This window comes from Curtobacterium sp. SL109, assembly GCF_026672405.1.
GTDB lineage: Bacteria > Actinomycetota > Actinomycetes > Actinomycetales > Microbacteriaceae > Curtobacterium.
Map to the genome: position 1 here is coordinate 13,978 of NZ_JAPPRB010000001.1, position 26,049 is coordinate 40,026.

General features: G+C 65.5%; 33 protein-coding genes and 1 pseudogene. 17 read left to right on the top strand and 17 right to left on the bottom strand.

Features of this window, described 5'->3' with window-relative positions; translation table 11 throughout:
- The first annotated feature begins 169 nt into the window (after window positions 1–169).
- A complete protein-coding gene (locus tag OVA28_RS00075; protein ID WP_268095283.1) occupies window positions 170–514 on the top strand; it encodes a hypothetical protein in 345 nt (114 codons plus the stop codon).
- Between the two features lie 616 nt (window positions 515–1,130).
- Here OVA28_RS00075 and OVA28_RS00080 read toward each other — a convergent pair.
- From OVA28_RS00080 to OVA28_RS00095, 4 genes are all read right to left on the bottom strand, one after another.
- Window positions 1,131–1,361 (bottom strand): hypothetical protein, encoded by a 231-nt coding sequence (locus OVA28_RS00080; RefSeq protein WP_268095284.1) that lies wholly within the window; start codon window positions 1,359–1,361, stop codon window positions 1,131–1,133.
- A gap of 251 nt (window positions 1,362–1,612) precedes the next feature.
- Window positions 1,613–2,098, bottom strand: coding sequence for a DUF3515 family protein (locus OVA28_RS00085; RefSeq protein ID WP_268095285.1), 486 nt, complete (start codon window positions 2,096–2,098; stop codon window positions 1,613–1,615).
- A 224-nt stretch (window positions 2,099–2,322) separates the two neighbouring features.
- Window positions 2,323–2,574, bottom strand: a complete 252-nt coding sequence (locus OVA28_RS00090; protein ID WP_268095287.1) for a hypothetical protein — start codon at window positions 2,572–2,574, stop codon at window positions 2,323–2,325.
- Between the two features lie 174 nt (window positions 2,575–2,748).
- The gene (locus OVA28_RS00095; protein WP_268095288.1) at window positions 2,749–2,985 is read right to left on the bottom strand and encodes a hypothetical protein; all 237 of its coding nucleotides are present in this window, start codon (window positions 2,983–2,985) and stop codon (window positions 2,749–2,751) included.
- Window positions 2,986–3,112: 127 nt separating this feature from the next.
- Here OVA28_RS00095 and OVA28_RS00100 point away from each other — a divergent pair, with 127 nt between their 5' ends.
- Window positions 3,113–3,640, top strand: coding sequence for a hypothetical protein (locus OVA28_RS00100; RefSeq protein WP_268095289.1), 528 nt, complete (start codon window positions 3,113–3,115; stop codon window positions 3,638–3,640).
- A 203-nt stretch (window positions 3,641–3,843) separates the two neighbouring features.
- Here OVA28_RS00100 and OVA28_RS00105 read toward each other — a convergent pair whose 3' ends face one another.
- Window positions 3,844–4,149 carry a hypothetical protein gene (locus OVA28_RS00105; RefSeq protein ID WP_268095290.1) on the bottom strand — a complete coding sequence of 102 codons (306 nt, stop codon included), beginning with the start codon at window positions 4,147–4,149 and terminating at the stop codon, window positions 3,844–3,846.
- 570 nt (window positions 4,150–4,719) lie between these two features.
- The gene (locus OVA28_RS00110) at window positions 4,720–5,019 is read right to left on the bottom strand and encodes a hypothetical protein (RefSeq protein ID WP_268095291.1); all 300 of its coding nucleotides are present in this window, start codon (window positions 5,017–5,019) and stop codon (window positions 4,720–4,722) included.
- 349 nt (window positions 5,020–5,368) lie between these two features.
- Here OVA28_RS00110 and OVA28_RS00115 point away from each other — a divergent pair, with 349 nt between their 5' ends.
- Window positions 5,369–5,743 (top strand): hypothetical protein, encoded by a 375-nt coding sequence (locus tag OVA28_RS00115; RefSeq protein ID WP_268095292.1) that lies wholly within the window; start codon window positions 5,369–5,371, stop codon window positions 5,741–5,743.
- Window positions 5,744–5,910: 167 nt separating this feature from the next.
- On the opposite strand, the gene OVA28_RS00120 is transcribed toward OVA28_RS00115, so the two are convergent.
- Entirely contained in the window at window positions 5,911–6,795 is an 885-nt protein-coding gene (locus OVA28_RS00120; RefSeq protein WP_268095293.1) for an aminoglycoside phosphotransferase family protein, read from the bottom strand.
- Window positions 6,796–6,947: 152 nt separating this feature from the next.
- Between OVA28_RS00120 and OVA28_RS00125 the strand changes: the two genes are divergently transcribed.
- From OVA28_RS00125 to OVA28_RS00155, 7 genes and pseudogenes are all read left to right on the top strand, one after another.
- Window positions 6,948–7,460, top strand: coding sequence for an AAA family ATPase (locus OVA28_RS00125; protein WP_268095294.1), 513 nt, complete (start codon window positions 6,948–6,950; stop codon window positions 7,458–7,460).
- Window positions 7,461–7,547: 87 nt separating this feature from the next.
- Window positions 7,548–8,072, top strand: coding sequence for an AAA family ATPase (locus tag OVA28_RS00130; RefSeq protein WP_268095295.1), 525 nt, complete (start codon window positions 7,548–7,550; stop codon window positions 8,070–8,072).
- An 8-nt stretch (window positions 8,073–8,080) separates the two neighbouring features.
- Window positions 8,081–8,596, top strand: coding sequence for a nucleoside kinase (locus OVA28_RS00135; RefSeq protein ID WP_268095296.1), 516 nt, complete (start codon window positions 8,081–8,083; stop codon window positions 8,594–8,596).
- Between the two features lie 221 nt (window positions 8,597–8,817).
- Window positions 8,818–9,000, top strand: a pseudogene (locus OVA28_RS00140) (ArsR/SmtB family transcription factor); the annotation flags it as partial.
- Between the two features lie 81 nt (window positions 9,001–9,081).
- Window positions 9,082–9,390 carry a hypothetical protein gene (locus OVA28_RS00145; protein ID WP_268095475.1) on the top strand — a complete coding sequence of 103 codons (309 nt, stop codon included), beginning with the start codon at window positions 9,082–9,084 and terminating at the stop codon, window positions 9,388–9,390.
- Window positions 9,383–10,642 (top strand): MFS transporter, encoded by a 1,260-nt coding sequence (locus OVA28_RS00150; protein WP_268095297.1) that lies wholly within the window; start codon window positions 9,383–9,385, stop codon window positions 10,640–10,642. Before OVA28_RS00145 ends, OVA28_RS00150 begins: the two co-directional genes overlap by 8 nt.
- 129 nt (window positions 10,643–10,771) lie before the next feature.
- On the top strand, window positions 10,772–11,479 hold the full coding sequence (locus OVA28_RS00155; RefSeq protein ID WP_268095298.1) for a nucleotidyltransferase domain-containing protein: 708 nt from the start codon (window positions 10,772–10,774) through the stop codon (window positions 11,477–11,479).
- Window positions 11,480–11,569: 90 nt separating this feature from the next.
- Here the strand turns inward: OVA28_RS00155 and OVA28_RS00160 are convergent, their stop codons facing one another.
- The gene (locus OVA28_RS00160) at window positions 11,570–11,857 is read right to left on the bottom strand and encodes a hypothetical protein (RefSeq protein WP_268095299.1); all 288 of its coding nucleotides are present in this window, start codon (window positions 11,855–11,857) and stop codon (window positions 11,570–11,572) included.
- Between the two features lie 298 nt (window positions 11,858–12,155).
- Here OVA28_RS00160 and OVA28_RS00165 point away from each other — a divergent pair, with 298 nt between their 5' ends.
- The gene (locus OVA28_RS00165; protein ID WP_268095300.1) at window positions 12,156–13,559 is read left to right on the top strand and encodes a serine hydrolase domain-containing protein; all 1,404 of its coding nucleotides are present in this window, start codon (window positions 12,156–12,158) and stop codon (window positions 13,557–13,559) included.
- A 45-nt stretch (window positions 13,560–13,604) separates the two neighbouring features.
- Here the strand turns inward: OVA28_RS00165 and OVA28_RS00170 are convergent, their stop codons facing one another.
- Entirely contained in the window at window positions 13,605–13,811 is a 207-nt protein-coding gene (locus tag OVA28_RS00170; RefSeq protein ID WP_268095301.1) for a three-helix bundle dimerization domain-containing protein, read from the bottom strand.
- A 271-nt stretch (window positions 13,812–14,082) separates the two neighbouring features.
- On the opposite strand from OVA28_RS00170, the gene OVA28_RS00175 reads away from it, so the two are divergent.
- The 3 genes from OVA28_RS00175 (at window position 14,083) to OVA28_RS00185 (ending at window position 15,682) form a co-directional block, all read left to right on the top strand.
- The gene (locus tag OVA28_RS00175) at window positions 14,083–14,538 is read left to right on the top strand and encodes a hypothetical protein (protein WP_268095302.1); all 456 of its coding nucleotides are present in this window, start codon (window positions 14,083–14,085) and stop codon (window positions 14,536–14,538) included.
- A 200-nt stretch (window positions 14,539–14,738) separates the two neighbouring features.
- A complete protein-coding gene (locus tag OVA28_RS00180) occupies window positions 14,739–15,380 on the top strand; it encodes an AAA family ATPase (protein WP_268095303.1) in 642 nt (213 codons plus the stop codon).
- Window positions 15,380–15,682 (top strand): hypothetical protein, encoded by a 303-nt coding sequence (locus OVA28_RS00185; RefSeq protein ID WP_268095304.1) that lies wholly within the window; start codon window positions 15,380–15,382, stop codon window positions 15,680–15,682. The genes OVA28_RS00180 and OVA28_RS00185 overlap by 1 nt, the downstream gene beginning before the upstream one ends.
- A gap of 186 nt (window positions 15,683–15,868) precedes the next feature.
- On the opposite strand, the gene OVA28_RS00190 is transcribed toward OVA28_RS00185, so the two are convergent.
- From OVA28_RS00190 to OVA28_RS00205, 4 genes are all read right to left on the bottom strand, one after another.
- On the bottom strand, window positions 15,869–16,684 hold the full coding sequence (locus tag OVA28_RS00190) for a hypothetical protein (protein WP_268095305.1): 816 nt from the start codon (window positions 16,682–16,684) through the stop codon (window positions 15,869–15,871).
- A 167-nt stretch (window positions 16,685–16,851) separates the two neighbouring features.
- Window positions 16,852–17,463, bottom strand: a complete 612-nt coding sequence (locus OVA28_RS00195) for a recombinase family protein (RefSeq protein ID WP_268095306.1) — start codon at window positions 17,461–17,463, stop codon at window positions 16,852–16,854.
- A gap of 157 nt (window positions 17,464–17,620) precedes the next feature.
- The gene (locus OVA28_RS00200) at window positions 17,621–18,064 is read right to left on the bottom strand and encodes a hypothetical protein (protein WP_268095307.1); all 444 of its coding nucleotides are present in this window, start codon (window positions 18,062–18,064) and stop codon (window positions 17,621–17,623) included.
- Window positions 18,065–18,133: 69 nt separating this feature from the next.
- Window positions 18,134–19,876, bottom strand: a complete 1,743-nt coding sequence (locus tag OVA28_RS00205) for a hypothetical protein (RefSeq protein WP_268095308.1) — start codon at window positions 19,874–19,876, stop codon at window positions 18,134–18,136.
- Here OVA28_RS00205 and OVA28_RS00210 point away from each other — a divergent pair, their 5' ends adjacent.
- The 3 genes from OVA28_RS00210 (at window position 19,877) to OVA28_RS00220 (ending at window position 22,009) form a co-directional block, all read left to right on the top strand.
- Window positions 19,877–20,539, top strand: a complete 663-nt coding sequence (locus OVA28_RS00210) for a hypothetical protein (protein ID WP_268095309.1) — start codon at window positions 19,877–19,879, stop codon at window positions 20,537–20,539.
- A 474-nt stretch (window positions 20,540–21,013) separates the two neighbouring features.
- Entirely contained in the window at window positions 21,014–21,325 is a 312-nt protein-coding gene (locus OVA28_RS00215; protein ID WP_268095310.1) for a hypothetical protein, read from the top strand.
- A 102-nt stretch (window positions 21,326–21,427) separates the two neighbouring features.
- The gene (locus OVA28_RS00220) at window positions 21,428–22,009 is read left to right on the top strand and encodes a helix-turn-helix domain-containing protein (protein ID WP_268095311.1); all 582 of its coding nucleotides are present in this window, start codon (window positions 21,428–21,430) and stop codon (window positions 22,007–22,009) included.
- A 37-nt stretch (window positions 22,010–22,046) separates the two neighbouring features.
- On the opposite strand, the gene OVA28_RS19075 is transcribed toward OVA28_RS00220, so the two are convergent.
- From OVA28_RS19075 to OVA28_RS00240, 4 genes are read right to left on the bottom strand one after another with little or no spacing between them, the layout of a single operon-like run.
- Window positions 22,047–22,970, bottom strand: coding sequence for a S1C family serine protease (locus OVA28_RS19075; protein WP_326493720.1), 924 nt, complete (start codon window positions 22,968–22,970; stop codon window positions 22,047–22,049).
- Window positions 22,971–22,986: 16 nt separating this feature from the next.
- Entirely contained in the window at window positions 22,987–23,979 is a 993-nt protein-coding gene (locus OVA28_RS00230) for a VWA domain-containing protein (RefSeq protein ID WP_268095313.1), read from the bottom strand.
- The gene (locus OVA28_RS00235) at window positions 23,976–24,890 is read right to left on the bottom strand and encodes a DUF58 domain-containing protein (protein ID WP_268095314.1); all 915 of its coding nucleotides are present in this window, start codon (window positions 24,888–24,890) and stop codon (window positions 23,976–23,978) included. Before OVA28_RS00235 ends, OVA28_RS00230 begins: the two co-directional genes overlap by 4 nt.
- Window positions 24,887–26,005: an AAA family ATPase gene (locus OVA28_RS00240; protein ID WP_268095316.1), complete on the bottom strand. Its 1,119-nt coding sequence runs from the start codon at window positions 26,003–26,005 to the stop codon at window positions 24,887–24,889. Before OVA28_RS00240 ends, OVA28_RS00235 begins: the two co-directional genes overlap by 4 nt.
- Between the last annotated feature and the right edge of the window lie 44 nt (window positions 26,006–26,049).

Sequence of the window (26,049 nt, forward strand, 5' to 3'; positions counted from 1 at the left end):
CTATGCCGGAAGCTGGCTCCCGTGGCAGCGAGCTGCTGTTCGCCGAGTTCGTCGAGAGAGCAGCGCAGGAGCCGGCGACCGCCGTGCCGTTCAATCTCCCGCCAGCACTTCCGGCGAACGTCTGGGCGGGGGCTTTTACCGACACGGCCTTGCAGTCGTTGCCGCGTGGGTGCTGCTCTTCTGCGCAGCTCAAGCGCGCTACGTTCCTCTCGAGACCGCCTACCAAGCCCAGCTCGACACCCTGAACAATCCGCTGATCCTTCAAGATCCACCCGCCCAAGTTGCCCTTGCCGAGTTCTTCGTGGGCGCAGTGCTCGTGCTCGCTGTGCCCACGGCTGGTCTCGCGCTGCTCACTGGGCTCAGCACCGCGCGGAACTTCCATGGCGTCAGTGGGGTGCGAGTTCTCAGGTGGACGACGTTCGGGATTGGCGCCGTCGGAGCGTTGCCCGCGCTCCTCGCTGGTTCCTTCGGTGCGGTCGGAGCGTTTTTTAACGCACTGACCTTGCTTGGCTGACGACACACACAGGTGACGCGGATAGTTCCGCAAGCGGATCGCTGACCGGTCAGGGTCACCGGTCGCTCGGGACGCGGATGGTGACGCGGGTGCTGTACGGCCCGGGGCACTGCTCTGTTCCCTCGTTCTTCCAGGTTAGCTGCACGCCATGTTCGGCGAGGGTGCTGCCGTGGCGATCGTATGCGGCGACCCGACCGCGTTGGGGCTCGTCGTGGCCTGTCGGAATGTTCCACTCATCGCCCTCGTGATGAGCCGGCAAGGGAGTCGGCGTGCTGTCAGCATGCATGACTGACTGGCGTTGAGGGACGCAAGACGACGTCCCTCCGCAATACCCGATGTTGGCAACCGCCGCCGTGTCACCCACGGCATGGACGTACACCGTGTCGGACACCCAGGTCATAGCGCAGGCGCTGGTTGCGATCGGTGAGCAAGCCGTGAGGCTGAACGACAGTGCGGCCGCCCCGCATGCTGCAAGCACTGCCCCTATCCTCATGCCGACAGTGTGCACGTTCGCGTCGACACTGGGAAGGTCTGCCCCGGCAGGGGATCGGCTACCGCATCCCGACGCACCGGTCGTAGCGGCACGTCTAGAGGATGCTAGGCGCAGCAGAATGCGCTACGGCCGCAACTTCCAGATCCGTGCGGCGAGCCACACTGCCGCGGGACAGGCGAGGCCGAACGCCACCCCGAGCACCATCAGGAAGATCCCGTTCGGTCCGACTGCGACCGAGAGCTTCTCCGAGGCGAGAGTAATCAACGCGACGGCGGCGATCGGCGCAGCGATGCACTCCAGAACCGCATTGCTGAGCGCCCAAGTCCAGGCTCCCCGGTCGGTGAACTGCCTCATGAACTGTCCCTCCAGCACGTTCAGACGCCAAGCCGTCGCTCGGAGACCTGACGGTACCGCCCTACTGCGGTGTCCGGTAGCCGGTCGTGCAACGGGCGCACACGCTCCTCTTGCTGGCGCGATCGCCGACCTCCATCGTTCGTCTCACTTGCCAATCGGCTGCCGAGGCGAGGGGGTAGCTAAAGTCGGCGTTAGGGCAGCTCGCGAATTTCTTTGGGACCGAACCCGAGCGTGCCGCTTTCTTCTGGTGCTTATTCCCTTACGTCTTGCGGGTCGAGACAACGGTGGCCATCTCGGGGCAGAGCGCCGACCGCTCCGCTTAGCGCGCTGAGCATGCCGTTGGTGTAGGTCTTAGCGTCCGCAGTTACTTGTACGGCCGGGGAACGGCCGAAGGTAGTGAACGTGATTGCGTTCTTCTTCGAACCGTCACGAATCCAGTCAACTGTTCCAAGCGAGAAGCAGGGAAGATCCGAGACCACAGGCACTGGGACGCCGCAGTGCAAAATCAATACCGTCGGATCTCCCCAGGCCGCCGTAGATTGCGCGTTGGTGTTCCGAAGCGCGTACTTCGACGCAACGGTGTCAGGCAGCCGCACCTGCACGTCCGCGCATTGTGGGGCGTTGGCGGACGGTGCAGCTGTCATGGACACAGCGTTCGTGCACCCTGCCACACCGACCAGCAGGGCCAGTGCTCCGAGGATCAGAAGTTCGCGCGACCGTCGGTGCTCGTGTTCCATGCTCATAACGGTAGACGGACACCCAGGCCATAGCGCAGGCGCTGGTTGCGATCGGTGAGCAAGCCGTGAGGCTGAACGACAGTACGGCCGCCCCGCACGCTGCAAGCACTGCCCCTATCCTCCTGCCGACAGTGTGCGCGTTCGCGTCGACACTGGGAAGGTCTGCCCCGGTAGGGGATCCCTCTGCGGACGTCGAGGCGAATGATCGAGGCCGACGTCAAGCACTAGCGGTCGTTTTGGCTGAGTCGTCTCCAGCGAATGACGCCTTGAACGACCAGAACAAGGCCCGACAGGAGGACGATGCCTGCGAGCAGGCCGGGTGGCAGAGGACGGCGACTTAGAGGCTCGCCCAGATGCCCCCAGCTGCCGATGATGATCACCACACCGAAGGCGACGAATACCGCCCCGCCGATGACGGTGTTGCGTGCTGCTCGGCGGGCGCTACGACGCACTTGCTCATCGGACAGGTTCGACACCGCTCCACAGTATCTGCGCTCAAGCGGTGGCCATCGGTTTGACCGCACCGGAAGCCGATCCGCTACCGGACGGGTTGATGACGCCGTAGCCGCTTATTTGCTCACGCCCTTCACCGGTGGGCGTCATCTCCGACCAGGGGAGCTCGTCGTTGGCCCGCGTTGATCTTGCTGCCGTCATGCTTCCGGTGTGTGCGAGTGGCGACGGGCGAGCAACTCGACTGCACCAAGGAGCAGAGCTGTCCCACCCGCGATGGCGAGTGGTACGCCGAGTACCAGCAGGAGACCGGCGCCGATGTTCGCGCCGCCGTCGAACCCGCCGACGAACGTCGCGATGACGGCGACGCCGTAGATGAGGCCTCCGGCGGCTGAGATGATGCCGCCGACCAGGGTGAGTGCGCGTAAACCGTTCATCGAGTCACGACAGTGGCGGTCTACTTGCAATTTCGGGTCCGGACAGGCCGCTAGTCGACCGGTTGGCGGACGCTTCCGCGAAGACCTCGAGCGCGGGCGCCGCCTCCGGGCGGATAGCCTTCGAGACATGTTTTCCGACCCCCGTCCGACAGAGCACGTCGTCGTTCCGGCGGGAGCGCGCGCTGTGTTCGCCGGCGCCCCCAGCTTTGTCGACCCGGCAGCCGAGCGGCAAAGACCCCGCGTCGTCGTCCCGCCGGAGAGCGTCATCCCACCCCTGGCGAACGGGGAGCGCGACGTTTGGCTCATCGAGTGGCAGGTTGTGGAAGACGCTTTCGACGTCTCCGTTGACGAACACGTCGAATGGGACATCGTCGACGCGGACCCGAGTCATGGCGTCCACTTCGGGGGCCGACGAACGGTGAGCGAGGAACGCAACACATACTTGGAGGACCTCGGTGCCGGGGTGGAGCGACCGATCGCAGGTACCGTCGCTCGGATCGACCAGGTGTCGGTGCGGTACGCGCCGTCCGCGAACGGCTCCGGGCAAGAACCGATTCCGGGCTCTGCGATGCAGCACGCGGCGCGAGCGTTGGCCCCGAGGATCCCGCACGAGGGGACGATCATCGGTTGGGTTGTCCGGATTCGGGTCGACTGAGGCCGACCGAGTTGCGTCCGGTTCAACCCGTCTCAGCCGCGTCGACGCATCGGGGCTTGAGACCACGGACATCGACGTCGCGAGTGGCGAGTCGCAGCAGATCCTGAGTGACCGCTTGCCGATCGGCTTCCGAGGTAGTTACGGGCAGGCGCTTTCCCTGTGTTCGGGAGCGGGCCGGTCGCAGTAGCCCGGTCTGTGAGCTCTTAGCGGTCCCAGCGCCAGTCTTCGAGGCGAGCGTGCACCTGGATCATGTTGAGGTACAGCCCAGTCCAGCCTTCTTGTTCCAATGCCTCGAGGCACGTTCGAGCTTCCTCCTCGTCGACAAACGCGCCGAGCTGCCCTGTGGAGGGGCCGTCGAGATCGTTCTTCTCGAACTCGACTGCCCAGATCGTCCTGGATGGGCTGTATCCACAAGGCAAAAGCATGAAGAGGCTTGGCCAGGTACGGAAGTGCCAGCGGCCGAGTCGTACTCGAACGTGACGCCAGGACTGCACCTCCAACTCGAACACTGAGGCATCGAAGCACACGAGCTCGGGTCGGCTTCAGGAGCCGCGCGTCCGTGAGCCGATCCCCTACCGGCCGCGCTTCGCCTTCCGAAGTGCAAAGCGCAACAGCCCGGCGCCAGCGCCGAGCCAAAAGAGGCCGAGCGCGGTGTTCAAGATCACTAGGAGCACGTCGAGGTCGGGCCGAGTGACTGCATAGGTGAAGGCGCGAACGAACGTAAGTCTGGCAGCCGATCCGCTGATGGAGGGCGCTGCCCTCTAGCTTGGACGTATGTTCACTACTGCAGCGTCGGGAGCGAGTCAAGGAAGTCCAATACTCGGGATAGCGGCAGTGCTCCTAGCTCTCGGCTGCAGCTACCTGGCTGCTTCTCGGTGGGCTAAAACGATTCGGGCGCGAGCCGATGGTGAGCCTCGGGGAGAAGTGACGCCGGGAGCGTGGGTAGTGATCGGCGTGGTGGCTGTGTTCTCAATCACCACCGTCGTCCTGAACCTGACCGGGGTGTGGTGACTCGAACTGTCCGGGTGCCGATCGGCTATCGAAACGAACTCAAACGCGTAGGGCGTTTAATCCGGGCGTTAGGAGTTCGGGAACAGTGTGTTCGCGATGAAACGGAGCATGAGGGTGACCGCACCAACGACCGCGATGGCGGCGCCGATCACGACCAGGATCAGGGCGCGCAGTAGGGCGTGCGTTGCCGATTCGTCGGCGTGTTGACTGATCATCGTCGTGCTCGTCAACACGATGCCTGCGGCGACGAGCAGGACCGTGCCAACCCAGGTCGCTACACGGAGCGTGAGCGGTGCTTGCACGTGGTCCCTTGGTGTGCTGGGTCGCGCCCGAGCGCCCTCGGCTTCCCAATCAGCCAGCTTCGTCATGGTGTTCGCCCTCCGTCGGCATGAGCGTAGGGCGCTCGGAACGAGTTCGGTACCTTCTGTTCGCGCCAGCGCGCCGAAACTCCTGCTGCGACGATCGTCGTTAGCCGCATGCTCGGTACACGCTTCGGTGAGTCCGTTAGCCGATCGGTTGCCCGGGACGTGATGCCACGTTCCCCTGCTCTTGACGGGCTTAGTCGAACGCACACCGGCTGGTGTCTGCGTAGGAACAGACCGGCTCAGCAGACCGCGCACGCCTCTTGCCTCGTCACCCGGCGATCGGTCACACTGCCTCATGCCCACCGCGCAGTCTGTGAGTGACACCCGCCCCGTCAGCAGTCGCGTCCGAACGATGGCCACCATCGTGGCATACGCCGTCGCATCGATCCTGCTCGTCGCGATCGCCGCTCAGGGCGACCTCGAGCAGAACCTCAGCGCTAACACGACCCGCTCTCTCGAGACCCATGCACCACTCTTCGCTTTCGGCGTCATCGCAGTGCTACTTGTCGCCATGCTGACGCTCGTCGCACGCACAGGGCACCACGACACGATCCGGCATCGCATGATCAGGGAAACCGCCATCCTGGCCCTGGCAATCGCGACGGTTGCACTTGCAGCGCTCGTCAACGTGCACATGCAGGCGTTCCTGATTGGTTGGCCAAGCACTCCAGATGCCCCGCCGTGGTGGAGCAACGCGACCCTCAGCACCTACACCACGTCCGGCTGAACCTCACCGCGTCCGGCGACCGGTAGGGCACCGAAACGGCACCGCGCGCTTCAAGAAATCGCACGTCGGACACCCCGGTATTCCCTCCGATCTGCCGGCCGGCCCCCAGGCTCGATTCGATGACCGATAGCCGATCGGCTATCGAGACGGCGGAGGAGGACGATTGGTCAGGAGAACAACCCGAGCAGTCGGATGCACTTCGGCGGGTCCCAGGTCAGCCCCCGCGCGAGTCCCCAGACCAGGTAGGACATCGAACGCACGACCACCCATGCTCGGGCGCGATCCGCTGGCACGTCGGCCGCGTCCACGAATGCGTCGAACGCTCGGAATACGTCGCGATCCTCGGGAAGCTCGTCGAGCCGTGACCAGAGAACACGGCCCACGTCGTATTCACGATCGCCACGCAGCAACACCGGATCGACGACCGTCCAGGGGTGACGTCGTCCCGCGAGTACCTGCTCGAAATGGAGGTCCCCGTCGACGGATTCATCACTGGAGGGTTGTTCGGCCAACCACGAGGCCCGCGCGACCGCAGCATCGACTATTCCTGGCGGCGTTGGAGCGCTGACTGCTTCCCATTCGCCCACGAACGACGCTGCCGAATCTCGAGCGATCTGCGCCGTTCTCGGCGCGGATGCTGGTGCGGGGATCGCCAGTAGCTGAGTGAGGCCACCGAGGATCGTGACGGCCTTGATGATCGGAACGTCCAGCAACGACTGCGCCGGGTTCAACCGCTCCAATAGCGACGCCCGTGCGTCGAGGTCGACGTCGAGGAGTCGCACGACACCGCGTCCGCCCCAGTGCGAGAGCGCGGCAGTCTCGGTTGCAACGTCATCGCCGGGTGGCGCGAGCCGGAGCACCGCTGGCTCATTCGAGCGCCGCACAGGAACAACGAGCGCGTTGGTTCCGTGCGTCACATCGCCGTCAATTTCGAGCTGCCAGGCTGTGCACGTCCTTGCGACCAGCTCGGGCAGCTCTGCAAGCCAAGCTCGGCCAGGCTCGTCGTGCCACCACCGTGGCATCGAAAGGAACGACTGCGGCACTGCAACCATGCCTCACCCTAGCCGCGGCCTTCGAAGGCGTGTAACGACGGACGATCGGCTTTCGGACACGTCATCGGAGTTTCGGTGAACGTATCCATTTCGCTGGTGTCGCGCGTCGATGACAGATAGACAAGGAGCTCCGGCCAACGAAGGAGTTGTCGATGCTGGTTCAGGTTTGTGGTCTTCCCGGTGCAGGGAAGTCAACGCTGTCCGCTGCGATCGCGGAGTTGACGCCCTCGCTGACGCTTCGCGTTGATGCGATTGAGGGTGCGATGTGGAAGTACCAGATCCCGCGCGAGCAGTCCGGGATCGCCGCGTACTCGATCATGCATGCCATCGCAGTGCCGAATCTGCGTCGAGGTCAGGTGGTCATCGCGGACGCGGTGAGTGGCGTTGAACCCGCTCGGGCGGGGTGGGTGTCAACCGCGGATGCCGCTGGGGTACCGCTGCGCGTGATCGAGGTCGTGTGTGCGGACGTCGACGAACACCGTCGCCGTGTGGAACAGCGTGCGAACGACCTGCCCGGGTTCACCTTGCCGACGTGGGACGAGGTGCAGCGCACGGCGGATGAGTACGAGCCTCGCACGGACGATCGGCTCATCATCGACAGCACCCGCCCCCTCGAAGAAACGGTCCGTCAGGCCCTTGACTACCTTGAAATCCACACCCGGTAGGCGATCGGCTATCGGAGGCCTGCACCCTCGGAGCATCCACCCAGGTCCGCGGTGCTCGAGGGAGCCGACGGTATTAGGGTTCGAAGCATGGCGCTGGTGCTGACGTGTGGGTTGTCCTTCTCGGGTAAAAGCACGTTCGCTGCTGGGTTGTCCAGTGCATTGGGCGGTGAGCTGCTGAGCCTCGACCAGATCAACGAGGAGCGCGGGCTTCACGGCGGGCAGGGCATCCCGCCGGAGGAGTGGTCGACCACGAACCGAATCGCACACGAGCGCGCCCGTGCACTCCTTGCCGCCGACCGCCCGGTCGTGGTCGACGACACAGGGTCGCCGCGTTTCATTCGTGATGAGTGGCGGGCGACTGCATCAGCAGCGGGCGCTCCCTTCGTGCTCGTGTGGGTGCAGGTCAGCCCTGAGCTGCAGCGTCAGCGGGTTCTCGCCAACAGGGCGGAGCAGGTGCGGCCGGACGTCACGGACGCGGTTCTCGAAGAGCACGGCGCGAGCTTCGAATCACCGGTGGAGGAGAATCCGCTGGTCATCGACGCGACTGCCACGAGTAACCCAGCGACAATCGCGGCCACCGTCGAAGCAATCAACACTGCCGCGGTCCGGTAGGCCACCGCATGGGTCAGCGGAACTTTCTCGTAGAGGGCGTCTCGGGGACGGGAAAGACATCCGTGTGTCGAGAGTTGCGCCGTCGGGGGTTCGCGGCGATCAACGGTGATCGGGAGCTCGCGTACCAAGGCGACCCTGAGACCGGAACTCCGGTCTTGGGCATTAGCGGGACCGCTGTCCATGATCACCACCTCTGGCGAGAGGACGAGGTGCGGGCGATCGTCGGAGATCACTCCGAACCGGCAACGTTCTTCTGTGGAGGGTCCCGGAACGCTGGCAGCTTCATCGGCCTGTTCGATGAAGTGTTCGTTCTTACCGTCGACGCAACGACTCTGGACCGTCGGCTCGACGAACGCGATGACGACGACTGGGCTGCGCCCGGCCACAACGGTGAACGGGCACTCGTTCACCGGCTCCACGAGACCGGTGCGGACACGCCGCCAGGCGTGACAATCGACGCCACACAGTCCCTCGAGGCCGTCGTTGACGACATCCTGCGCCGGTGTGACCTACTCGGCAGCTGACAACTCCAGCCTGGAACTGGAGGGCCCATCGCGCGTGACGCCGTCCTAGCGTCCGGTTGACGATCGGCTATCGGACACCGCCGGGCAGCGTGAGCGTGACCGCATGAGGTCGCGGTCCTGGCGAGCTTTAGGAGAGGCGAGCCTGTCGAGGGGCGCGAGATGTCCTAGGAAGTGGCGTATTGAGCGTGTCCTATCGATAGGGTTCTCTCAAAGGAGGCGCTATGAATCGTCTGGGTGACGTGGAGCTCGATGCTCGGGGGATACGAGCCCTCGCGCATCCAGTGCGGGTGGCGATCCTCCGCGAGCTGCGTGCCATGGGGGCTTCCACGGCGTCGCGGCTCGCGCCGGCTGTCGGCGCGAGCCCGTCCGTGGTGAGTTGGCACCTCCGGCACCTCGCAGAGCACGGGTTGGTCGAGGACGACCTAGGCGATCATGGCGGCGGTCGGTCGAGATGGTGGCGAGTAGTCGGCCGTGGGTTCAGATTCATGGCAGATCACGAAAGCCCGGAGGCGGCCTCGGCCCTGTTCGACGCGCTGCAGTCCGACGAAGGCGACGTCGTGGGGGAGTGGACCGCAACGACGAGACCTAGGCTCGAGCCGGTATGGGCGGCTCGAGCGAGTCGGTGGAACACCCTGGTCGGCCTCACCGAAGACGAACTGCAATCGCTCAACGACGCTACCGAGGCGCTCCTCGAGCCCTTCGTCAACCGATCGACGGCAGACCAGCCCGATAACGCTCGAGTAGTACGAGTCCTGCGCTACGTCCTGCCGGAGGCCGGCGGCCCCGGTGCGTGACCAGCCCGGGCCGGGCGACGGACGCGTCTCTCTCAGGAGATCGCCGCCGTTCCGACGATTTTGGGCTGGGAGTGCCGTCTCGTCCTTCGGTGATCAGGTCACCGCCCTGGCGCTCCCAATCATCGCGGTCACCCAACTCAACGCGACGCCGTTCCAAGCGGGCGTCCTCACGGCATCGCTGTGGGTACCGAACCTCCTGGCCCTGTTCATCGGCACCTGGGTCGACGCGTTCCGGAGGCAGCGGTGGCTCCTGGTCATCGCGAACGTGGTGCAGGCCGCTGCGTTGGCGGTGGTCCCGGTCGCGTTCGTCATCGGTGGACTGACGATGCCAGTGCTGTACGGCGCAGCATTGATGCTGGGTCTCGGTGGCGTGCTTTTCGACAGCGCGTCCGCGACCTTCTTCGTTCGGCTGGTGCGGAAGGACCAGTACCTCTCGGCGAACTCGGCGCTGTCGACCACGGCGGGTGTGGCGAGCGTCGGTGGCCCCGCCGTGGCAGGCGGTCTCATCCAGGTCCTCGGTGCGCCGTTCGCTCTCGTTGCGGACGCGGCGTCGTTCATCGTGTCAGCAGTGGCTGTCGCATCAGTCCGAGTCGAGCAGGCAGATGTGGAAGTCCAGCGTCCGGAGCCGTTCCGGCGGAGACTGGCGCTTGGCGTGACCTACCTCAGTCGGCACCCGATCCTCCGAGCGAGTCTTTTCGCCTCGGCGACGATGAACCTCGCCGCCCTGGCCATCCAGGCGCTCCTGGTCCTGTACGCCACGCGGGAGCTCGGCCTCAGTGCAGCGGAGATTGGGATCGCACTTGGTATCGGCGCTGCCGGCGGCGTCATCGGAGCGGTTACAGCTGTCCCCGTTGCCAAGCGCATCGGCAACGGCCGTGCGATCACAGTCGGCGTCCTCCTGAACGCCTTGCCGTTCCTCGCTCTACCGATCGCCGGGGCAGAGCACTTGAACGGCTTCCTCGCGCTCTGCATCGCGGAGGTGGTTTCCTCGTGGGCGATCATGCAGTTCGACGTCAACAACAACGCGCTCCGCGCGGCGGTCACCGATGACGACATGCGAGCACGAGTATCGGGGGCCTACTCGACGGTGAACTACGGAATCCGACCCATCGGAGCGTTCGTCGCCGGAGTTGTGGCCTCGCAAGTCGGCCCAGGGATCGTCATCGCCATCGCCGCCACCATCGGAACCGTTGCCGTGTTCTGGCTGTTAGCGTCGCCCATTCCCCAGATCCGGCGCGTTGCTGACTTGTGATGGACCAGCGTTCGGCTGTGCATCCCGCTGCGGCGGGATGCGCGCATGCAGCCAGTCGCGATGAGCTGCGCCGCTCGGCTCTGTCGTGCGCCCTCGATCCCAGGGTGCTCGCTCGGTAGCCTCGCGGGCATGGACGACTCCGTACGCAGCATGGCGACCTTGTATGCACAGGAGTTCTATCCGCTCGCGGAGCTGATTGTGGTGGGTGGCAGCTCGGCTGGCGTGCGGCGTCCGAGAAGTGACATCGATCTGCTCGTGATAGGCCCAGCTGAGATGTTCCGCGAGGACGCTCGGGAGGCTGCGCACACGGACCGATTTCACGGCGAGCTGTTCGAGGTATTCGCGTGCACGCCCGATGTCTTCCACGCTCACGCGTTAGCCGGCGTGGGACGGTTCCGCCCCGTCTCAGCGCAGATGCTGGTGGATGGAGCGACGGTCCTCGACACGGGTCAGCACAACGAGCTGGTGTCCGTGGTCCGGTCACTGATAGCGGCTGGGCCGAAGCCGTCGCCGGCGGAGCTAGCTCAACGCCGCTATTCGGTCACGACCACCCTCGACGACCTCCTCGATGCTGTGGATTCGATGGAACGTACGGTCCTCGCCGCGACCTTGTTCCAGCGCCTCGGGGAGTTCCTGCTCCTCGCCAATGGCCGATGGATCGGTTCAGGACGCTGGCTGCTCCGTCGGCTGTTGCAATGGGATGAAAGCTTCACTCAGCAGCTCGGGACCGCGTTCGCGACGACCGACGTCGTGACGCTCGAACGACTCACGTTGGAGGCACTAGAGCCGTACGGTGGCCGCCTGATGGAGGGCCACCGACACGGCGAGCCGAGGTGAACGGCCGTCTCATCAGCTGATCGGCTACCGGACACTCCCCACGTACGACGACCCTGATATCAGGAGCTTCGCGCGATGCATAAGCGAGGGTCAGTCCAAGCGTTTCTTGTCGACGCCGGGGAGGTTCTTCGTCCGCTCGCGCTGGCGCGCACGCAGCTCCTCCAGCTGAGGATGCTCGTGCACCCCGTCGATGCCCCAGCCCGTCGTGACGACGGGCCCCGGCTGCAAGCGGTCGGGGGCGTAGATGATGAACGGTAGTTCGGCGACGGCGCGCAGCTGGACGACACGTCCGGCGCCCTCGCCGGCGCGAAGTGCAGCGGCGTGCTCGGGGCCAACTAGGAACGTCCCGTAGCTTTGCACGATGAACAGCGTCAGCATCCTGGCCCTTCTGGGTAGGACTCGTTCTGGCAGTCCTGAGGATGGCCATCCCGAGCAGGGCCAGCACGATGATGAGAGCCACTGGGACGATGACGATCGAGAGCACAGCGCCTCCGAGGAGTAATGATTGAAGCTAGCGAACTTCGACAGCGTGGTCGAGGCCGAAGGGCGGGGCCCGATAGGGGATGGCTGGGCGGTCGAGTCGGTCTCTAGCGCGTTGTAAGCCAGACTCGACGTCAGGCGGGGCGGTGCGGATCCCGCAGGGAGCTGTACCAGCTTGGGCAATGTGAGGGGATTCATGACGACGGCGGCAGAGCTGCAATTCCGCATCAGGGATGACCTCGAGCGTCTCGCCCGGCAGGAGGGCGTTCCGGGCGCGTCTGTGGCCTTCGTGTCCGGTTCTGACGCCGTGGACGCCACCTATGGGGTGCTCGACATGGGCACGCGAATTCCTGTCGAGGCGGGCTCGTTGTTTCAGATCCAGTCGATCACGAAGGTGTTCACCGCGACGCTCGTCATGCAGCTCGTCGACGACGGACTCGTCGAGCTTGCCGAGCCCGTCCAGACGTACCTGCCGGAGTTCCACACGGCGGACGCCACGGCGAGCGAGGAGATGACGCTCCACCATCTCCTGACGCATTCCGGAGGGTTCGAGGGAGACCTGTGGGAGCCCACCACCTCGGGTCCCGATGCCCTTGATCGGTTTGTCCGCGATCTTGTCAGCCAGGCCACCCAGTACAGCCCACCGGGCCTTCGCTTCTCGTACTGCAGCGCTGGTTACGCAGTGCTCGGCCGCCTGGTCGAGATCCTGCGGGGCATGACCTACGAGGAGGCGCTACGCCAGTTCCTGCTCCGCCCTCTCGGCATCGAGGCCGTCGCTTTCTCGACGAGCCAGGCCGCGTCCTACGGGGTGGCCATGGGGCATGTACGCCCCGGAGCCTCGAGTGCCCTCCGTCCGTCGTGCGAGTGGGCGCTCATGCCTCCGTCGAACCCGGCCGCCGGCAACCAACTCGCCATGTCCGCGAACGGGCTCTTGACCCTTGGCCAACTGTTTTTGTCGGAAGGTGTCACGCCGACCGGGCAACGCCTCCTTTCGAAGGCCTCGGCGATGCGCATGCTCAAGCCGTACCTCCCGCACCGAAACGCCGTCCGTGGCCTTTCCCATCAGGGTTTTGGCTGGCGGCTACCGAGGCCCGGGATCGCTGAGCATGGGGGAGGTGCGCCAGGAGTGTCCGGTGTGTTGACGATCGCCCCTGCCCATGGGATCGCTGCAGTCGTGCTGACCAACAGCGACGGTGGTGGGCGGCTCGCACGTCAGCTGTTCGAGCCTCTCTTTGCTGACCTCGCCGGCATCGCGCCGACACCGGTGTCGTCCACGCCCGGCCCACAGTCTCTGGTGTCCAACGTGGCGCCGTATCTCGGCCAGTCCTCGAACAGGCAGTCGGAGTTCTTGGTGGAAGACGATGCGGGCGGGCGACTTTGGTTGACCGAGGAGGCAGTGAACGAGGGCGCTGCCATGGAGCGCCTGGCTGGAGCGGTGCCCACGTCGAGCAGGAACGAGATCCGCCCTGTCGACGCGACAGCGTTCTCCGTCATCGGCGACGACGGACGCGGCACCGGTGTCGTCACATTCCTCGAGCCGCAGCCGTCCGGACATTTTCGCCTGATCGCCAAGGAGCGGGTCGCAGCCTTTCAGTCCTAGTTCTATGACCTCGCACACGAAACAGACCCGGACCCTGGCTCACATCTAGGAGCGTGAGTCTTTTTTCGAGCGCTTCTTAGCAGCTCGCTCAGTCAGCACCAGGAGGTAATCCTGCACCGGACAATCAAGGAGCTTCCCCAGCTCCTCGCGGACGACCAGCTCAACGTCCGCCTCGGACCGGTCCGAGAACTTCTTACGCACCGCTGCAGTCGCATCCCGGATCACCTGGTCCGCGTCAAGCTCAGTCGTCATCCCGTCAGAATGGTCAAAGAAGACGGATGAATCAACTTGCCCACATCCTGACCGGTCTGCCTTCTTGTTCTAGTTCGGCCGCCATCGCTCCAGCCCTGCAGATGCAATTGCTTGATGGGCGGCTCGCGGGAACAAACGTCGTGCTACCGCTATAGGGCGCCAAGTCAGGCGTCTCAGTAGGGGATTCTTGGGTTCAGAGACGCAAAGACCCCCGGTTCTGTCGCCTGTCGCGGCTAGCCTCGGAGCAAGAACATGAGCAGGGGAGAGTGACATGGTCGCGGAGAACGATGTACGTGCGATGGCCGCGCGGGCACAACTAGTGCTGTCGGACGACGAGGTCGCCGGCATCGTCCGGTTAGTGAACGAGACCGGCAATCTAGTACCGGAGTCGGCGGTCGTCGAGCGGTTCAATTCGGGATCGCTGACCCCGGGGATGCTGACGTTCTTCCTCCCAAGAATGTGGCGGTATCGGCTCGGTGATTCACCCGTGCCGGTCGAGGTGTGGCGGGCGATGTTCGAATTCGCCGAGTACACCGAGGACATGGTCATCCAGCGACGACGTCGAGAGACCCGGGTGGCGTACCGGGGCTCGACGGAAGCGAACCGGGAGGGCTTGTCGTGGTCCCTTGACCTCGAGCAGGCGTGGTACTTCGCCCGCTTCCGCCAGGCGCCGGGGGATTTCTCGGCGACCGTGTGGGTCGCCCGTATCCCGAGTGATCGCGTGTAGCCATGCGGTTCGTCCGACGCGGACTCCTCCAGCAGCTTCGGGATCTCGAGTTGGCTGCGTAGCCAACTGCTAGCCGTTAATAGCATCTGCTAGCGCTATCTCGTGCTTGCATGTGCTATCTTACTATCAGGCACTATCGTCCGCTGATTGGGCTAGCGACTGATAGTGCGTGATAGCAACGGCACACGAAAGGGATTGCGATGATCACCCTCGTAGGAGGAACCAAGGGGGGCCCGGGCAAGAGCACCGTGGCGACCAACATCGGGGCGGCGCTCGCCCATCAGGGCAAGAGCGTGATCCTCGTCGACGCCGACAAGCAGCGATCGCTCGCCAAGTGGCACGCACGTCGAGTGGACGCCGGCGTTGAACCCGCGATGACGCTCGTCGAGAAGCGCGGCAACGTACACGCCGCCCTGCGCGATCTCGACAAGCTCTACGACCACGTGATCGTCGACGTCGCCGGCGACGACAACCAGGAGATGCGAACAGCGATGACCGCTGCGGATCTCATGATCATCGTCCTCCGTGCCAGCCAGTTCGACGTCGAGACGCTCGAGGAGTTCGACGAGGTGATCTCGACCGCTCGTGACTTCAACCCGGACCTGGAGGTCCGTAGCCTGCTCAGCCAGGCGCCCACCAACCACAACGAGACGGAGACAGAAGACGTTTCCGAGTTCATCGTGGAGTACCCCCAGGTCAAGCCCCTCGAAACCGTTTTGTACTCGCGCAAGGCCTACCGCGACGCCGCCGCTCCCGGTCTTGGGGTGATGGAGCTCCCGGCGTCGAAGGCGAAGCAGGCGCGGGCGGAGATCCAGGAGCTCACCGCGGAGGTGTACGGCTGATGCCGATCGCACGGAACAAGAAGACCGAGGCCGATCCCGACGCGATCGCTGCGTTCGGGGCCGCGGCCGACGCGCTGCCCGCCGAGACGCCCGCGGCACCCCAGCCGGCAACTCCGGTGAAGGCGCGGGCGCAGAGCGTGGGCGATGCGCCGTTGACGGCCCTCGTGCGCTGGCGTGGGCACGAAGCGCTCCGGGACCGCATCGCCGACTACAGCAAGGCAACCAGGTACCCAAACCACGCGATCATGCTGCGTGCGATGGAGATCGGTATGGAGCACATCGAGAACAACGGCATGGAGTAGTACGCGCTAGCGGCTGCTAGCACCTGCTATGCACCTGCTATGTACTGCATGCAGGCAATAGCCCCTGGTATCACGCGATAGCAGGGGCTATCTGCGTCGCAAGGAGCACGGGTATCGTGTCTTGAAGTCGGCGCTCTACGTGCCCGTCGGCTCGGTGCCCCCGGCCCAATCCGGGGGCACCATCGCTTAGCGGTCGTTCCAGACCCGCTGAAACCTCGGCGCGGGGGGAAGATCGTCGCCGGTCCAAGCGAGGTCCTCTTGCCCGCCCCGGACCGCGACGACGTCCAGAGCAGTCTTGAATCCCAACAGCGCCGCGTCGAGCGCGAGACCCACGGTTGCTAGGTCTGCCGACATCGTCGCAGTGAGTATGCCGCCTTCGTTGTTTTCCTTCACCTCGACGCTGGCCATGCTGATAGCGCGTGATAGCGACGGATGGGTGAGGCCGGACACGAAGTGCCACGCGCCACGGACCTCGCCGACGCTCATGCCGATGACCGGGGCGATTGTTTCCAGGATCGGGCCGAAGCCGGGCATGCCTCGCTCGTCGACCTCCACTCCCAGGCGAGCAGCATGGTCGAGTAGTCGACGCTTCTCGGAACGGACTCGCTTCGAGTTCTCGCGTCGCATCTTCTGCTTGGCGGACCTCTCGGCGGCGTCGTCTGTCAGCTCGGGTGTCGACGCGACCACGACCGCCCTGTCATCGTGCGAGAGGTCTGAGAGTCGAGCCTCGAGGGTGCGTTTCACTCGCACGAGGCGCTCGTCAGGAGCGACCAGCCAAGTCGCGAGAGCGGAGCCCTCGATGACGGTCCGCAGGAGCGGGTAGAGGCCGATGATCGGGACTCGAATGTCTTGGCCGTCAGCTAGGACAACCAGCGCCGTCCTCAGCGCGTCGCTGGAGACGTTGAGCGCGTAGTGCACGAGATGGGACGTGTGGAACGGTGCCGTCGCTTCGTCGTCCGCCAAGAGCTCCGATCCTGGCCGGGCAATCTCGGGGACGCTCACCCGGTTATCGTGAGCGACCACCGAGCGCAGCATCAGCATTTGCCAGTTCAGGCGCTCGTTGGCGTCCGCCTCGTCCCCGCCCGGACCTACGATCCTCACCATTGGCGCCCCCATCTGACAGCATTCGCTACCGTGCGATAGCAGATGCTATCGCTCACTAGCTACCGCTAGTGGTCGATGCGGGGGAGTGCGAGGGTCTGGTCCTTCGCTTTCCCTCGAGTGATCGCCCGGTACACGGTAGCGCGGGCGACGTCGAACAGTTCCGCGAGCTCGGCTGAGGTGTAGTCGCCGGATCGGTGCATCGACACCAGGAGCGCTTCGCGCTTCTCGGAGAGCTTGGGCTTCCGGCCCTTCAGCCGGCCCTTCGCTCGAGCGGTGGCCATGCCCTCCCGAGTGCGGGCGCTGACCAGGTTCGCTTCGAACTCAGCGAACACCGACAGCATGCCGAAGATCATCCGACCCATCGGGTCGAGGGGGTCGTACACGGATCCGTTGAAGCTCAGACGCACGTCCTTCGCTGCGAGCTCGGCCGCGATCGTGCTGGCGTCGACGGCAGAGCGGGCAAGTCGGTCAAGCTTGGTAACGACGAGCGTGTCACCAGGCCAGCACGCCTCGATCGCCTTCTCCAGTCCCGGGCGGGCCCTGTTCGTGCCGGAGCGGCCATGGTCAACGTAGACCCGTTCGGGTGCGACGCCGGCAGCGATCAGCGCTTCACGTTGCGCGGTGAGGTCCTGCGCGTCGGTGGAGACGCGTGCGTACCCGACGAGTTGGCCAGCCATCCCGGCAGGGTCTCACATGAGGGGCCGTAACCGGGCATTTGTCCGGGCGGGTCTATTGAGACACCCGGATCCCCGGATTTCCGCGGGTACCGGATCCGGTGCAGAGGTGTGCGGTAGCCGATCAGCTGTGGAAGGGATGAGCGTGACCGCTTAGACATCAGACCTTGCTCGCGCGACCTTTGACAAGCGCTTGGCCCTTGCTTGGACCCCAGTAGGTCAGTTCACCTTCGTACCGACGGACAGCGATCACGCCGTAGTTACCGAGGTTCTCGACGAAATACCGTGGAGCGTTTTGGCCGAGGTCGAGTCCGCTGGAACCGCCGAACTCTGCCACTGTGACGATTGATCCGTCTGGGAATTTGACTTGCCCGTCGACGAGGTCGCAGTTCTGCCAGCGGTGTTGTGCCAGGTCTTGAACTTCAACCGTCGACCCAGTGGGGCATTTCGCTTCTGGGCTTGCTGACGGCGGGAGAGTGATGACGTCGCTTGGGAAGACTCGCGTCCAAAGGACCGTGCCGATGAGTATCAGCACCGCTGCTGCAGCCAAACCAACGGTCAGGCGCAGAGCCGTTCGCCGGTCGGCGGTATCGCGGGATCCCACTGTCGTGTCCTTTCGTGCGAATCGGCGGGGTGACGTTCCACCGGACCCCACCCCGCCGATGTCATGTTGTCACAGCGATCGGTTGAGATGTACCTGGCAGCCGAGGAAGGACGGCTGCGGGAACAAGCAGCGCAGTCCCTTCTCGGGCGCGAGGTAGTCGCGTGCAAAGTCGCCGGGCAGCAGTCCGGAGTACACCTCGTGCGTAGGCATCGCGTCGTGATATCCCACCATGGTGGAGTTGCCGGGCTGGAGGCGGAAGCGCATGTCGACGTCGATCGCGGGCTCAGGCGGGCTTGGGATGAACGGCAGCGCGCTGTGGATGCGGAGCTGCGCGATGCCTACCGAACCTGAGATGGACGAAGACGTCAGGCTGATGCCGGCAGTCCCAGCGTTTTTCGTCGCCGCTAGCTTGCACCCGGAGAGGTCAGGCCGGGAGCAGTAGTACTCGTGACTGTCGCCCACGTTAGGAACCAGCTCGATCGACTGGGGGCTGTTCTGGAAGTAGAACTGGATGTCGGCTTGGATGCGGTGGGAGCCGTCTGGGTGCCCGGGCCCGTGATTGTCCCCTCCGAACATCAAGAACGGTCGGGTTTCGTCGGGAGTGAGCAGGGGCACATACTTTCCGCCACCCTGGATGAACCCGAACCAGCGGACCTCATAGTTGGGGCCGGCCGCCGCGGCAGTGGTCGCGAGCTGCTTCTTGAGGGCCGTAGCGCCACCCGCCCGCGTCTGAGCCATCAAGGTCGCACGCGGTGAGACTTTGCTCATGGCTTCCATCAGCTGGGTGTCCGTGATGGTCGGCATTGCTGCGTGCGACGCACTGGCAGCGGTTCTCGCGGTGGCGGAGGTGGTGGCCCGAGCAGCCGCTGTCGCAGGGTAAGTCGTCGACGGGACAATGACTCCCGCGCCCTGCGTCTGCAGGGACGTCGATTGATCCGGCGTTGCGGACGCAGTTGACTTGCACGCCTGGTTGTCGACACCGCCTTCGGTTACGACGTCATAGGAATACTGCTTCGTCGTGTCCAGTCCGGAGTCGGTGAACGTCTTCGAGCATGTCGTTGCGATGGTCGTTGTGACAGGTGCTACCGATGGGTCGAAAGGATCTGTCATCGTTCGCGTGATCGTGCGAGGAGCCGATAGCGTGCCGAGGATCTGCAACACTCCGACCTTCGAGCCGTCCACCGTGGATGTCACCACGGCGGACTCCCGGTCTGATGCGTCCAAGTAGCGGTTGAGGTCGAACTCCATCCGCTTGAGTTCTTTCGCGGACGAGTTCTGCGCCGCGATAGCAACCGAGACTGGGTTACCCGTAATCGTGATGCTCGGTGTCGTAGAAGATCCGACGGTGTTGCCGAAGAGGTCGTACGCCACGTACTTTGTCGCACCGGTGTACGCGGTGAACGTGACCTTGAAGTTCGTGGTCGTCACGCTTGTGTCCGTGACTCGCCACGCTGGAGCCGCGTTGCGGGCGGTCGTCGGGTACTTCGACAGGGCAGTGGTGTCAGCGGTCGTGACGTTGACTCCAGTGAGGGTGACTGAGTCAGCTTCTGTGCCCCAGAGTTTCAGATCCGTGGCTGCGGGCGTGCCGGCAGTGCTGATCGCTGCAGTGGGGCCGGCGAGAACGGAGACGCCGTTCTTTGCTCGAGCGAGCAGGGCGTTGATGGCGACGCTAGCGAGAGAGTCAGATGGTGTCGCGTAGATGCGGTTGGCTTTCCGTCCGGTGGCGACGATCTGATCCACGGCCTGCATCTGCGTGCCCAGAGGGTCTTCGGTGGTGATCATGTCGAACTGCGACGCCTGCTGGTCGCTCACATGGTCCGTCACCTCGCTTGCGTCGCCGTACACGGAGATGGGTACAGCTGCATTGTTCGAGAAGAACGAAGCCAGGTCTGCATCCGCCTCGGTACCGTCGACGAGAGCGAGCGCGAAGCCGCTACTGACAGCCAGGTTCGTGGCGACTGCAACGTCAACCGGGTTCCGAGAGTCCGCAACAACGATCCTCGCGGCGCCTTCGCCGAAACCAGAGCGGTGTCGAACGCGAGCGGGGTGGCACCGGACAGGTTGCTGTCGACCGTGACGCCCGCGGCCGCAAGCTGGGACAGGAACGAACCGGAGAACGGCGTCGTGCCTCCCGCAAGGGCGATGTGCTGCACCGATGCCTTTTGCAGACGTGACAAGACCGCTGTCGCGTCGGAAGTGGAGTCACTGATGAAGAGCGCCGAGCCCGTCTCGGCGGACAACGTCGCCGCTTGGCCGACGGTAGTCGGAGTCGAAGCTGCAACCACTGCGGTGGTAGTCCCGCTTGGGAACACCTGCGCCGCTACTGACGCCGCGAGACCAGAAGCAGACGAATCGGTATTCGTTGTTGACGTCAAGGCTGCCGCGGGCAGGGCGGTGATCGTAGTTGCCGCGATGCAAGCCCCGACCGCTGCAATGGTGATGATGGTTTGCCGTGACCGTCCACGGCGACGCTGAGCGCGCATGTTTCCCCGCCTCGTTGAGAGTCCCTTTGAGAAGGGTGAGCGAACCCTATACGGGTTCTGAAGTTCGCCGCTGTCCTCATGAGGGGGGACTGATCGGAGCAAGATTGAAGCCCGCCAGCCGGTCGCTCACCGGCGCAAGGAGCGGAGTGTCAACCGCGACAACTTGGCCATGTGCCGCTTGACCTGGGGATTCCCGTAAGCCTATCCCGCAAAATTGCCCGGTGAAGGGGCGCTGAACGCTACACGCATAAGAGATCTTCGCGAGCCGCCCTGGTCGAGGAGGGGGACCGACCTGGAAGTTGGCTGTAGCCGCCAACGCTAAACTGACATAATCTATATTATCGGCGTGGTCGAGTGACGGTTGTTGTCCACATCATGCAACCTGCGTGAGCACGGATCAGCGTCCTTTCTAGGGTGAGTCAGTAGGGATCGATCGCGTCCCGTTAGGCCCGGACGGAGGATCGTCATGAAGCACCTCGCCTACGGGTCGTGGACGGTCCTTGTCTCAGACGACGTTGCTGACGCCGTGCTGCACTACTCCGCAGTGCTCGGCCAGGTGCGCTCGAGCGACGTCGTCGATGTTCCGACCATCGATGACAACGGCTGCGCTGCGACGGCGGGCTTCGTCCTCGGCACGGGAATCCCTGTGATGGCGATGCAAGCCTCGGACGATGTCCTCGAAGAGACGTTTCCAGTGTTCATCGACGAGCTCACGGCACGGATCGCTTCTATCCTCGCCGGCGGCTCTCGACTCCGCGGGGCTTCTGGAACGGTCTGATCCGACCTATAGTGACGTCGGAAGTGCGCCATAGCGCCGCCGATGTTCGCCCGAGTCGCCCTGAGCACGACCGATGGAGCCTTCGCTCCCGGAAGGTCCTCGATGGATCTCACAGCACGGTCCAACGGTGAGCTCCTGACAGCTGTCCGGCAGCGTATCGACGCTGACGCGACCGGTGTCATCGACGCAGCAGCACTTGCGGAAGCGGCATACGTGAGCGAGAGCGAACTCCGAAGCGCCCTCCGCGCGCAGACCGGGTTCTCGCCGCGGCAGTTCGTCCTGCATCATCGCTTAGACGCCGTTCACCAGGCGCTTCGCCTTCACGACGGCGACATCATGACCACGGCGCAGGCGTGGGGTTTTGTTCATCTACAGCGTTTCACCGATGCCTACGTCTCGCAGCATGGGGAGACCCCGGCGGAGACGATCGCCAGCGGAACGTTGGACCAGCCCAGAGACCTCCATTACCCAGAACCTCGCCGCGAGATGCTCAGGACGACCTCCTGCCCGTCCTGCGGGCATCCGGTCGCACTGCTACCGGCGGGCGTGTGGGGTTCGGATCGCGCCGTGTCTGTCGTGGCCTGCGTAGCCTGCGGATACACCGGTTCTGCGCAGGAGAGCGCCTTGGCGCCCGGTGGCTTGGAGCACACAAAGGGTTCTCCTGTGGCAGAGGGCGACCATTGACAGACGACGAATAACGGCTGCACGAGCCGTTGGCAGGTCACCCGTTGATGATGTCCGTCGCGATTCGAGCGGCGTCATCGACGGGGATCGCGAAGCCGATGCCAATGTTCCCGGAGCTGTAGCCGAGGGTCGCGATCGAACTGTTCACACCGACGACACGGCCGTCGAGGTCGACGAGCGGCCCGCCGGAGTTCCCGGGGTTGATCGATGCGTCGGTCTGCACGAGCGGTTGTGTCGAGCGTTGCGAGGTGCGGTCGAGTGCGCTGACGATGCCCGATGTGACGGTGCCGTTCAACCCGAGCGGCGATCCGACGGCGATGACTTGCTGGCCGATGCGGAGGTTGCCGCTGACGCCGAGCTCGACCGCCGGGACGGAGAGGCCCTGCGCTTCGATGACGGCGATGTCGCTGTCCTCGTCGCTGCCGACGACTCGTCCAGGGACCTCGTCGCCGTCAGGGAGGATGAGGGACACGCGCTCGGCGCCGTCGATCACGTGGTGGTTCGTCATCACATGACCGGTGTCGTCGATTACGAAACCGGATCCTGACCCTGAGGACGTTCGCACCTGGACGACGCTGCGGAGCATCCGCTGCGCGGCTGCCTCCGCGTCGCTCTGCGTCGAGGTGGTCGACGGCGCTTGCTGCGTCTGCTGCAACACGGTCGGTGCGGTGGTCGCGTCGGGGGTGACGAGGAGAGCGCCGGTGGTGCCGGCGGCTCCGCCGAGTGCGATCGCGGCGACAAGGATCCCGGCGGACCACCGCCGTCGCCGCGGGCGCGGCCTGGTGGGTCCGGTCGCGCCGGCGGGGGCCCGCTGCGGACCTGGGGTGGTGGGGAAGGCGGACTGGAGGCGCGGTGTGGGGGTGGGGGGCGCCTCCAGTCCGGTCGGTGGTGCGTCTGGTGGTCCGTCGATCCATGTCTGCGGGCCTCGGGGCTGTCCGATGCCGTTCGGCTGGTTGGTCATGAGCTGTCCTTGTCGGTCAGATGATGCGGGAGAACCAGCGGAGCGAAAGCGCGCCGGCGACGAGGGCGAGGAGCATGCCGAGCAGCGCGACGTACGGCGTGATGTCGACGGGTTCGACGTGCCACCCGATGGACGATCCGATGTCCTGGTAGACGTTGCGGAGCTCGTCGGTGCTCTCGGCGCGGTAGAAGCGCCCGTCGGTATCGTCGGCGAGTTGTCGGAGCGTGGTCTCGTCGACGGGAACCGACTGCTGTCCGCCCCAGAGGTTCGCGACGCCGTCGGCGGTGCCGTACGCGATGGTCGAGACCGGCAGACCGGCTTCGCGGGCGGCTTCGGCCGCTGTCGACGGGTCCCGGCCAGCGGTGTTCGCACCGTCGGAGAGCAGCACGAGTCGTGCCGGGATGCGCTCGGCTTCGGCGCCGGCTGATGGGGTCGGCGACGGTTCCCCGTCGGACGCGGGGTCGTCGCTCAGCCGGTTGACCTCGTCCACGGCCTCGATGACGGCATCGCCGATCGCGGTTCCGCCACCGCCGTCGTCCATCGCGGCGATAGCGTCGCGTACCGCGTCGTGGTCCTCGGTGGCCGGTGCGATGACCTCGGCACCGCCGGCGAAGCTGATCGCGCCGACGTTGAACGTCTCGGGCATCTCGGCAACGAACTGCTCGGCGGCGGACTTCGCGGCCTCGAGTCGGTTCGGTTCGACGTCGTCGGCTTGCATGGACCCCGATGTGTCGATCGCGACGATGACCGTCGCGCGTTCGTACGGCACGCGGATGTCCACCTGGGGCTGCGCAGCGGCGACGCCGAGGCTACCCAGCCCCAGCAGGACGAGCGCGGCGGGCAGGTGCCGGCGCCAGCGGGGTCGCTTCGGGACGAGTTTGTCGAGCATCGGCAGGGTGGCGAACCGGACGGCGTACCGCTGCCGGCGGCGCTGCACGAGCACGTAGGCGAGGGCGAGCGCTGCGACCGGGATCAGGGCGAGGAGCAGCCAGGGAGTGGTGAAGGTCATCGGGTCCTCCGTGCGGGGCGGGTCGGCGTGCGGTGCCGACGGTGGACGAAGCGGGTGAGCACGCGTGCGAGGTCGTCGTCGGTGCGGAGCACGAGGTGGTCGGCGCCGGTGCTCCGGACGGCCGCCGCGGTCGCGGCCCGGTACGCCGCGGCTCCCGCGGCGTACGCATCGCGGATGCGGCGGTCGGACGTGGAGACTTCGCGCTGGGTGCCGGACTCGGGGTCGGTGAGCAGCACATCACCGACGTCCGGGAGTTCGAGTTCCCTCGGGTCCACTGTCTCGACGACGATGACGTCGTGTCGGGCGGCGAGCTTCCGGAGCGGTCTTTCCCACCCGAAGGGCCCGGCCGGTTCCCCCGCGGGATCGAGGAGGTCGGAGACGATCACGCGGAGTCCGTGCCGGGGCGCCTGCGCAGCGAGCCGGGCGAGCGCCACGGCGAGGTCGGTGGTGGAGACGCCGTCGCGGTCGTGGTCCCGAGCGCGGAGCATGCGCCGTGCGGCGATCCGTCCGGACCCGGGAGCTTGCCAGTGGACGCCGTCTCGTCCGACGAGGCCGATGCCGACCCGGTCGCCGCCGCCCTGCGTGAGCAGTCCGACGGCTGCGGCGATCCACGTGGCGACGTCGGCCTTCTCACGAGTCGTGGTGCCGAACGCCATGCTGGGCGTCCGGTCGACGAGCACCCAGGTCTCGAGCGCGTGCTCCGCGCGGGTGAGCCAGACGTAGGGCTCGCCGGCGCGTGCGCTGGCGTTCCAGTCGATCCGGCGGACGTCGTGGCCCGGCTGGTACCGAACGAGTTCCTCGGGGTCGCTGCCGGTGCCGATGGTCAGACCCTGGTGGTCGCCCTGGAACGCACCGTCGATGCGACGTCGGACGGTGAGTTCGAGGCGTCGGAACGCGAGGTCCTCGGTCATCGGCGGCCGCCGTCGTCCGGCCACGCGGCTGCGTGCTCGGCGGTGGAAGCGGCCGCGGCGGGGGGTTGCGCAGCTGGGGGGTACTGCGTTCCGTCACCCGCCGCGACCGCGTTCGGGTCCCCGGAGCTCGCGACGCGGGGCTGCGGCACGACCTGCAGCACGGCGTCGACCGCGGTCCGGGGGTCGACACCGTCGGCGACGGCGTCGAAGGTGAGCACCAGACGGTGCGCGAGGACGTCCGAGGCGACGTCGGCGACGTCGCCCGGGAGGACGTAGTCACGACCTCGGAGGAGTGCGAGGGCGCGTCCGGCCGCGACGAGGCCGAGGGAGCCACGGGCGCTGACTCCGTACTCGAGGACGCCGTCGAGGGTGTGGATGCCGTACCGGTGCGGGTGACGGGTAGCCATCACGAGCTGCACCGCATACATCGCCACGGCATGATGCACGAAGACCCGCTCCGCCTCGGCCTGCAGCCGGCGGACCTCGTCGATCGTCAGGATCTGATGCGCGACGGGTCGCGCGGCACTCATCCGCTGGACAATGGTGAGTTCCTCGAGTTCGTCGGCGTGGTCCACGTCGACCTTGAGCAGGAACCGGTCCCGCTGCGCCTCGGGCAGCTGGTAGACGCCGTCGTTCTCGATCGGGTTCTGTGTCGCGAGCACCAGGAACGGGTCCGGGAGCCGGTGCGTCTGCCCGCCGATGGAGACCTGCTGTTCCGCCATCGCCTCGAGGAGCGCTGACTGCACCTTCGCGGGGGCGCGGTTGATCTCGTCGGCGAGGACGAGGTTCGCGAACACCGGGCCGCGTTCGACGTCGAAGGTCTCGGTGGAGGGTCGCCAGACCCGGGTGCCGACGATGTCGGACGGCATCAGGTCGGGCGTGAACTGCAGGCGGACGAAGTCGCCGCCGACGACGGTGGCGAGGGTGCGGACGGCGAGGGTCTTCGCGACTCCGGGGACGCCTTCGAGCAGGACGTGGCCGCGGGCGAGCAGGCCGATCATCATCCGTTCGACCATTGCGTCCTGTCCGACGACGACGTGCTTGACCTCGAAGAGTGCCCGTTCGAGGACGGCTGCTGCGGACGGGAACGGTGCTGCGTGTGCTGCGTCGGTCATGGGTGGTCCTCCTGTCGTTCGTGTGGTCCCACTCCAGTCCGCGG

Coding starts and splice junctions, on each gene's coding strand:
- OVA28_RS00080 (WP_268095284.1), bottom strand. CDS start 1,361: ATGAGGCAGTTCACCGACCGGGGAGCCTGGACTTGGGCGCTCAGCAAT.
- OVA28_RS00085 (WP_268095285.1), bottom strand. CDS start 2,098: ATGGAACACGAGCACCGACGGTCGCGCGAACTTCTGATCCTCGGAGCA.
- OVA28_RS00095 (WP_268095288.1), bottom strand. CDS start 2,985: ATGAACGGTTTACGCGCACTCACCCTGGTCGGCGGCATCATCTCAGCC.
- OVA28_RS00100 (WP_268095289.1), top strand. CDS start 3,113: ATGTTTTCCGACCCCCGTCCGACAGAGCACGTCGTCGTTCCGGCGGGA.
- OVA28_RS00110 (WP_268095291.1), bottom strand. CDS start 5,019: ATGACGAAGCTGGCTGATTGGGAAGCCGAGGGCGCTCGGGCGCGACCC.
- OVA28_RS00115 (WP_268095292.1), top strand. CDS start 5,369: ATGGCCACCATCGTGGCATACGCCGTCGCATCGATCCTGCTCGTCGCG.
- OVA28_RS00120 (WP_268095293.1), bottom strand. CDS start 6,795: ATGGTTGCAGTGCCGCAGTCGTTCCTTTCGATGCCACGGTGGTGGCAC.
- OVA28_RS00125 (WP_268095294.1), top strand. CDS start 6,948: ATGCTGGTTCAGGTTTGTGGTCTTCCCGGTGCAGGGAAGTCAACGCTG.
- OVA28_RS00130 (WP_268095295.1), top strand. CDS start 7,548: ATGGCGCTGGTGCTGACGTGTGGGTTGTCCTTCTCGGGTAAAAGCACG.
- OVA28_RS00135 (WP_268095296.1), top strand. CDS start 8,081: ATGGGTCAGCGGAACTTTCTCGTAGAGGGCGTCTCGGGGACGGGAAAG.
- OVA28_RS00145 (WP_268095475.1), top strand. CDS start 9,082: ATGGCAGATCACGAAAGCCCGGAGGCGGCCTCGGCCCTGTTCGACGCG.
- OVA28_RS00155 (WP_268095298.1), top strand. CDS start 10,772: ATGGACGACTCCGTACGCAGCATGGCGACCTTGTATGCACAGGAGTTC.
- OVA28_RS00160 (WP_268095299.1), bottom strand. CDS start 11,857: ATGCTGACGCTGTTCATCGTGCAAAGCTACGGGACGTTCCTAGTTGGC.
- OVA28_RS00165 (WP_268095300.1), top strand. CDS start 12,156: ATGACGACGGCGGCAGAGCTGCAATTCCGCATCAGGGATGACCTCGAG.
- OVA28_RS00170 (WP_268095301.1), bottom strand. CDS start 13,811: ATGACGACTGAGCTTGACGCGGACCAGGTGATCCGGGATGCGACTGCA.
- OVA28_RS00175 (WP_268095302.1), top strand. CDS start 14,083: ATGGTCGCGGAGAACGATGTACGTGCGATGGCCGCGCGGGCACAACTA.
- OVA28_RS00180 (WP_268095303.1), top strand. CDS start 14,739: ATGATCACCCTCGTAGGAGGAACCAAGGGGGGCCCGGGCAAGAGCACC.
- OVA28_RS00185 (WP_268095304.1), top strand. CDS start 15,380: ATGCCGATCGCACGGAACAAGAAGACCGAGGCCGATCCCGACGCGATC.
- OVA28_RS00195 (WP_268095306.1), bottom strand. CDS start 17,463: ATGGCTGGCCAACTCGTCGGGTACGCACGCGTCTCCACCGACGCGCAG.
- OVA28_RS00210 (WP_268095309.1), top strand. CDS start 19,877: ATGGTCCGTCACCTCGCTTGCGTCGCCGTACACGGAGATGGGTACAGC.
- OVA28_RS00215 (WP_268095310.1), top strand. CDS start 21,014: ATGAAGCACCTCGCCTACGGGTCGTGGACGGTCCTTGTCTCAGACGAC.
- OVA28_RS00220 (WP_268095311.1), top strand. CDS start 21,428: ATGGATCTCACAGCACGGTCCAACGGTGAGCTCCTGACAGCTGTCCGG.
- OVA28_RS19075 (WP_326493720.1), bottom strand. CDS start 22,970: ATGACCAACCAGCCGAACGGCATCGGACAGCCCCGAGGCCCGCAGACA.
- OVA28_RS00230 (WP_268095313.1), bottom strand. CDS start 23,979: ATGACCTTCACCACTCCCTGGCTGCTCCTCGCCCTGATCCCGGTCGCA.
- OVA28_RS00235 (WP_268095314.1), bottom strand. CDS start 24,890: ATGACCGAGGACCTCGCGTTCCGACGCCTCGAACTCACCGTCCGACGT.
- OVA28_RS00240 (WP_268095316.1), bottom strand. CDS start 26,005: ATGACCGACGCAGCACACGCAGCACCGTTCCCGTCCGCAGCAGCCGTC.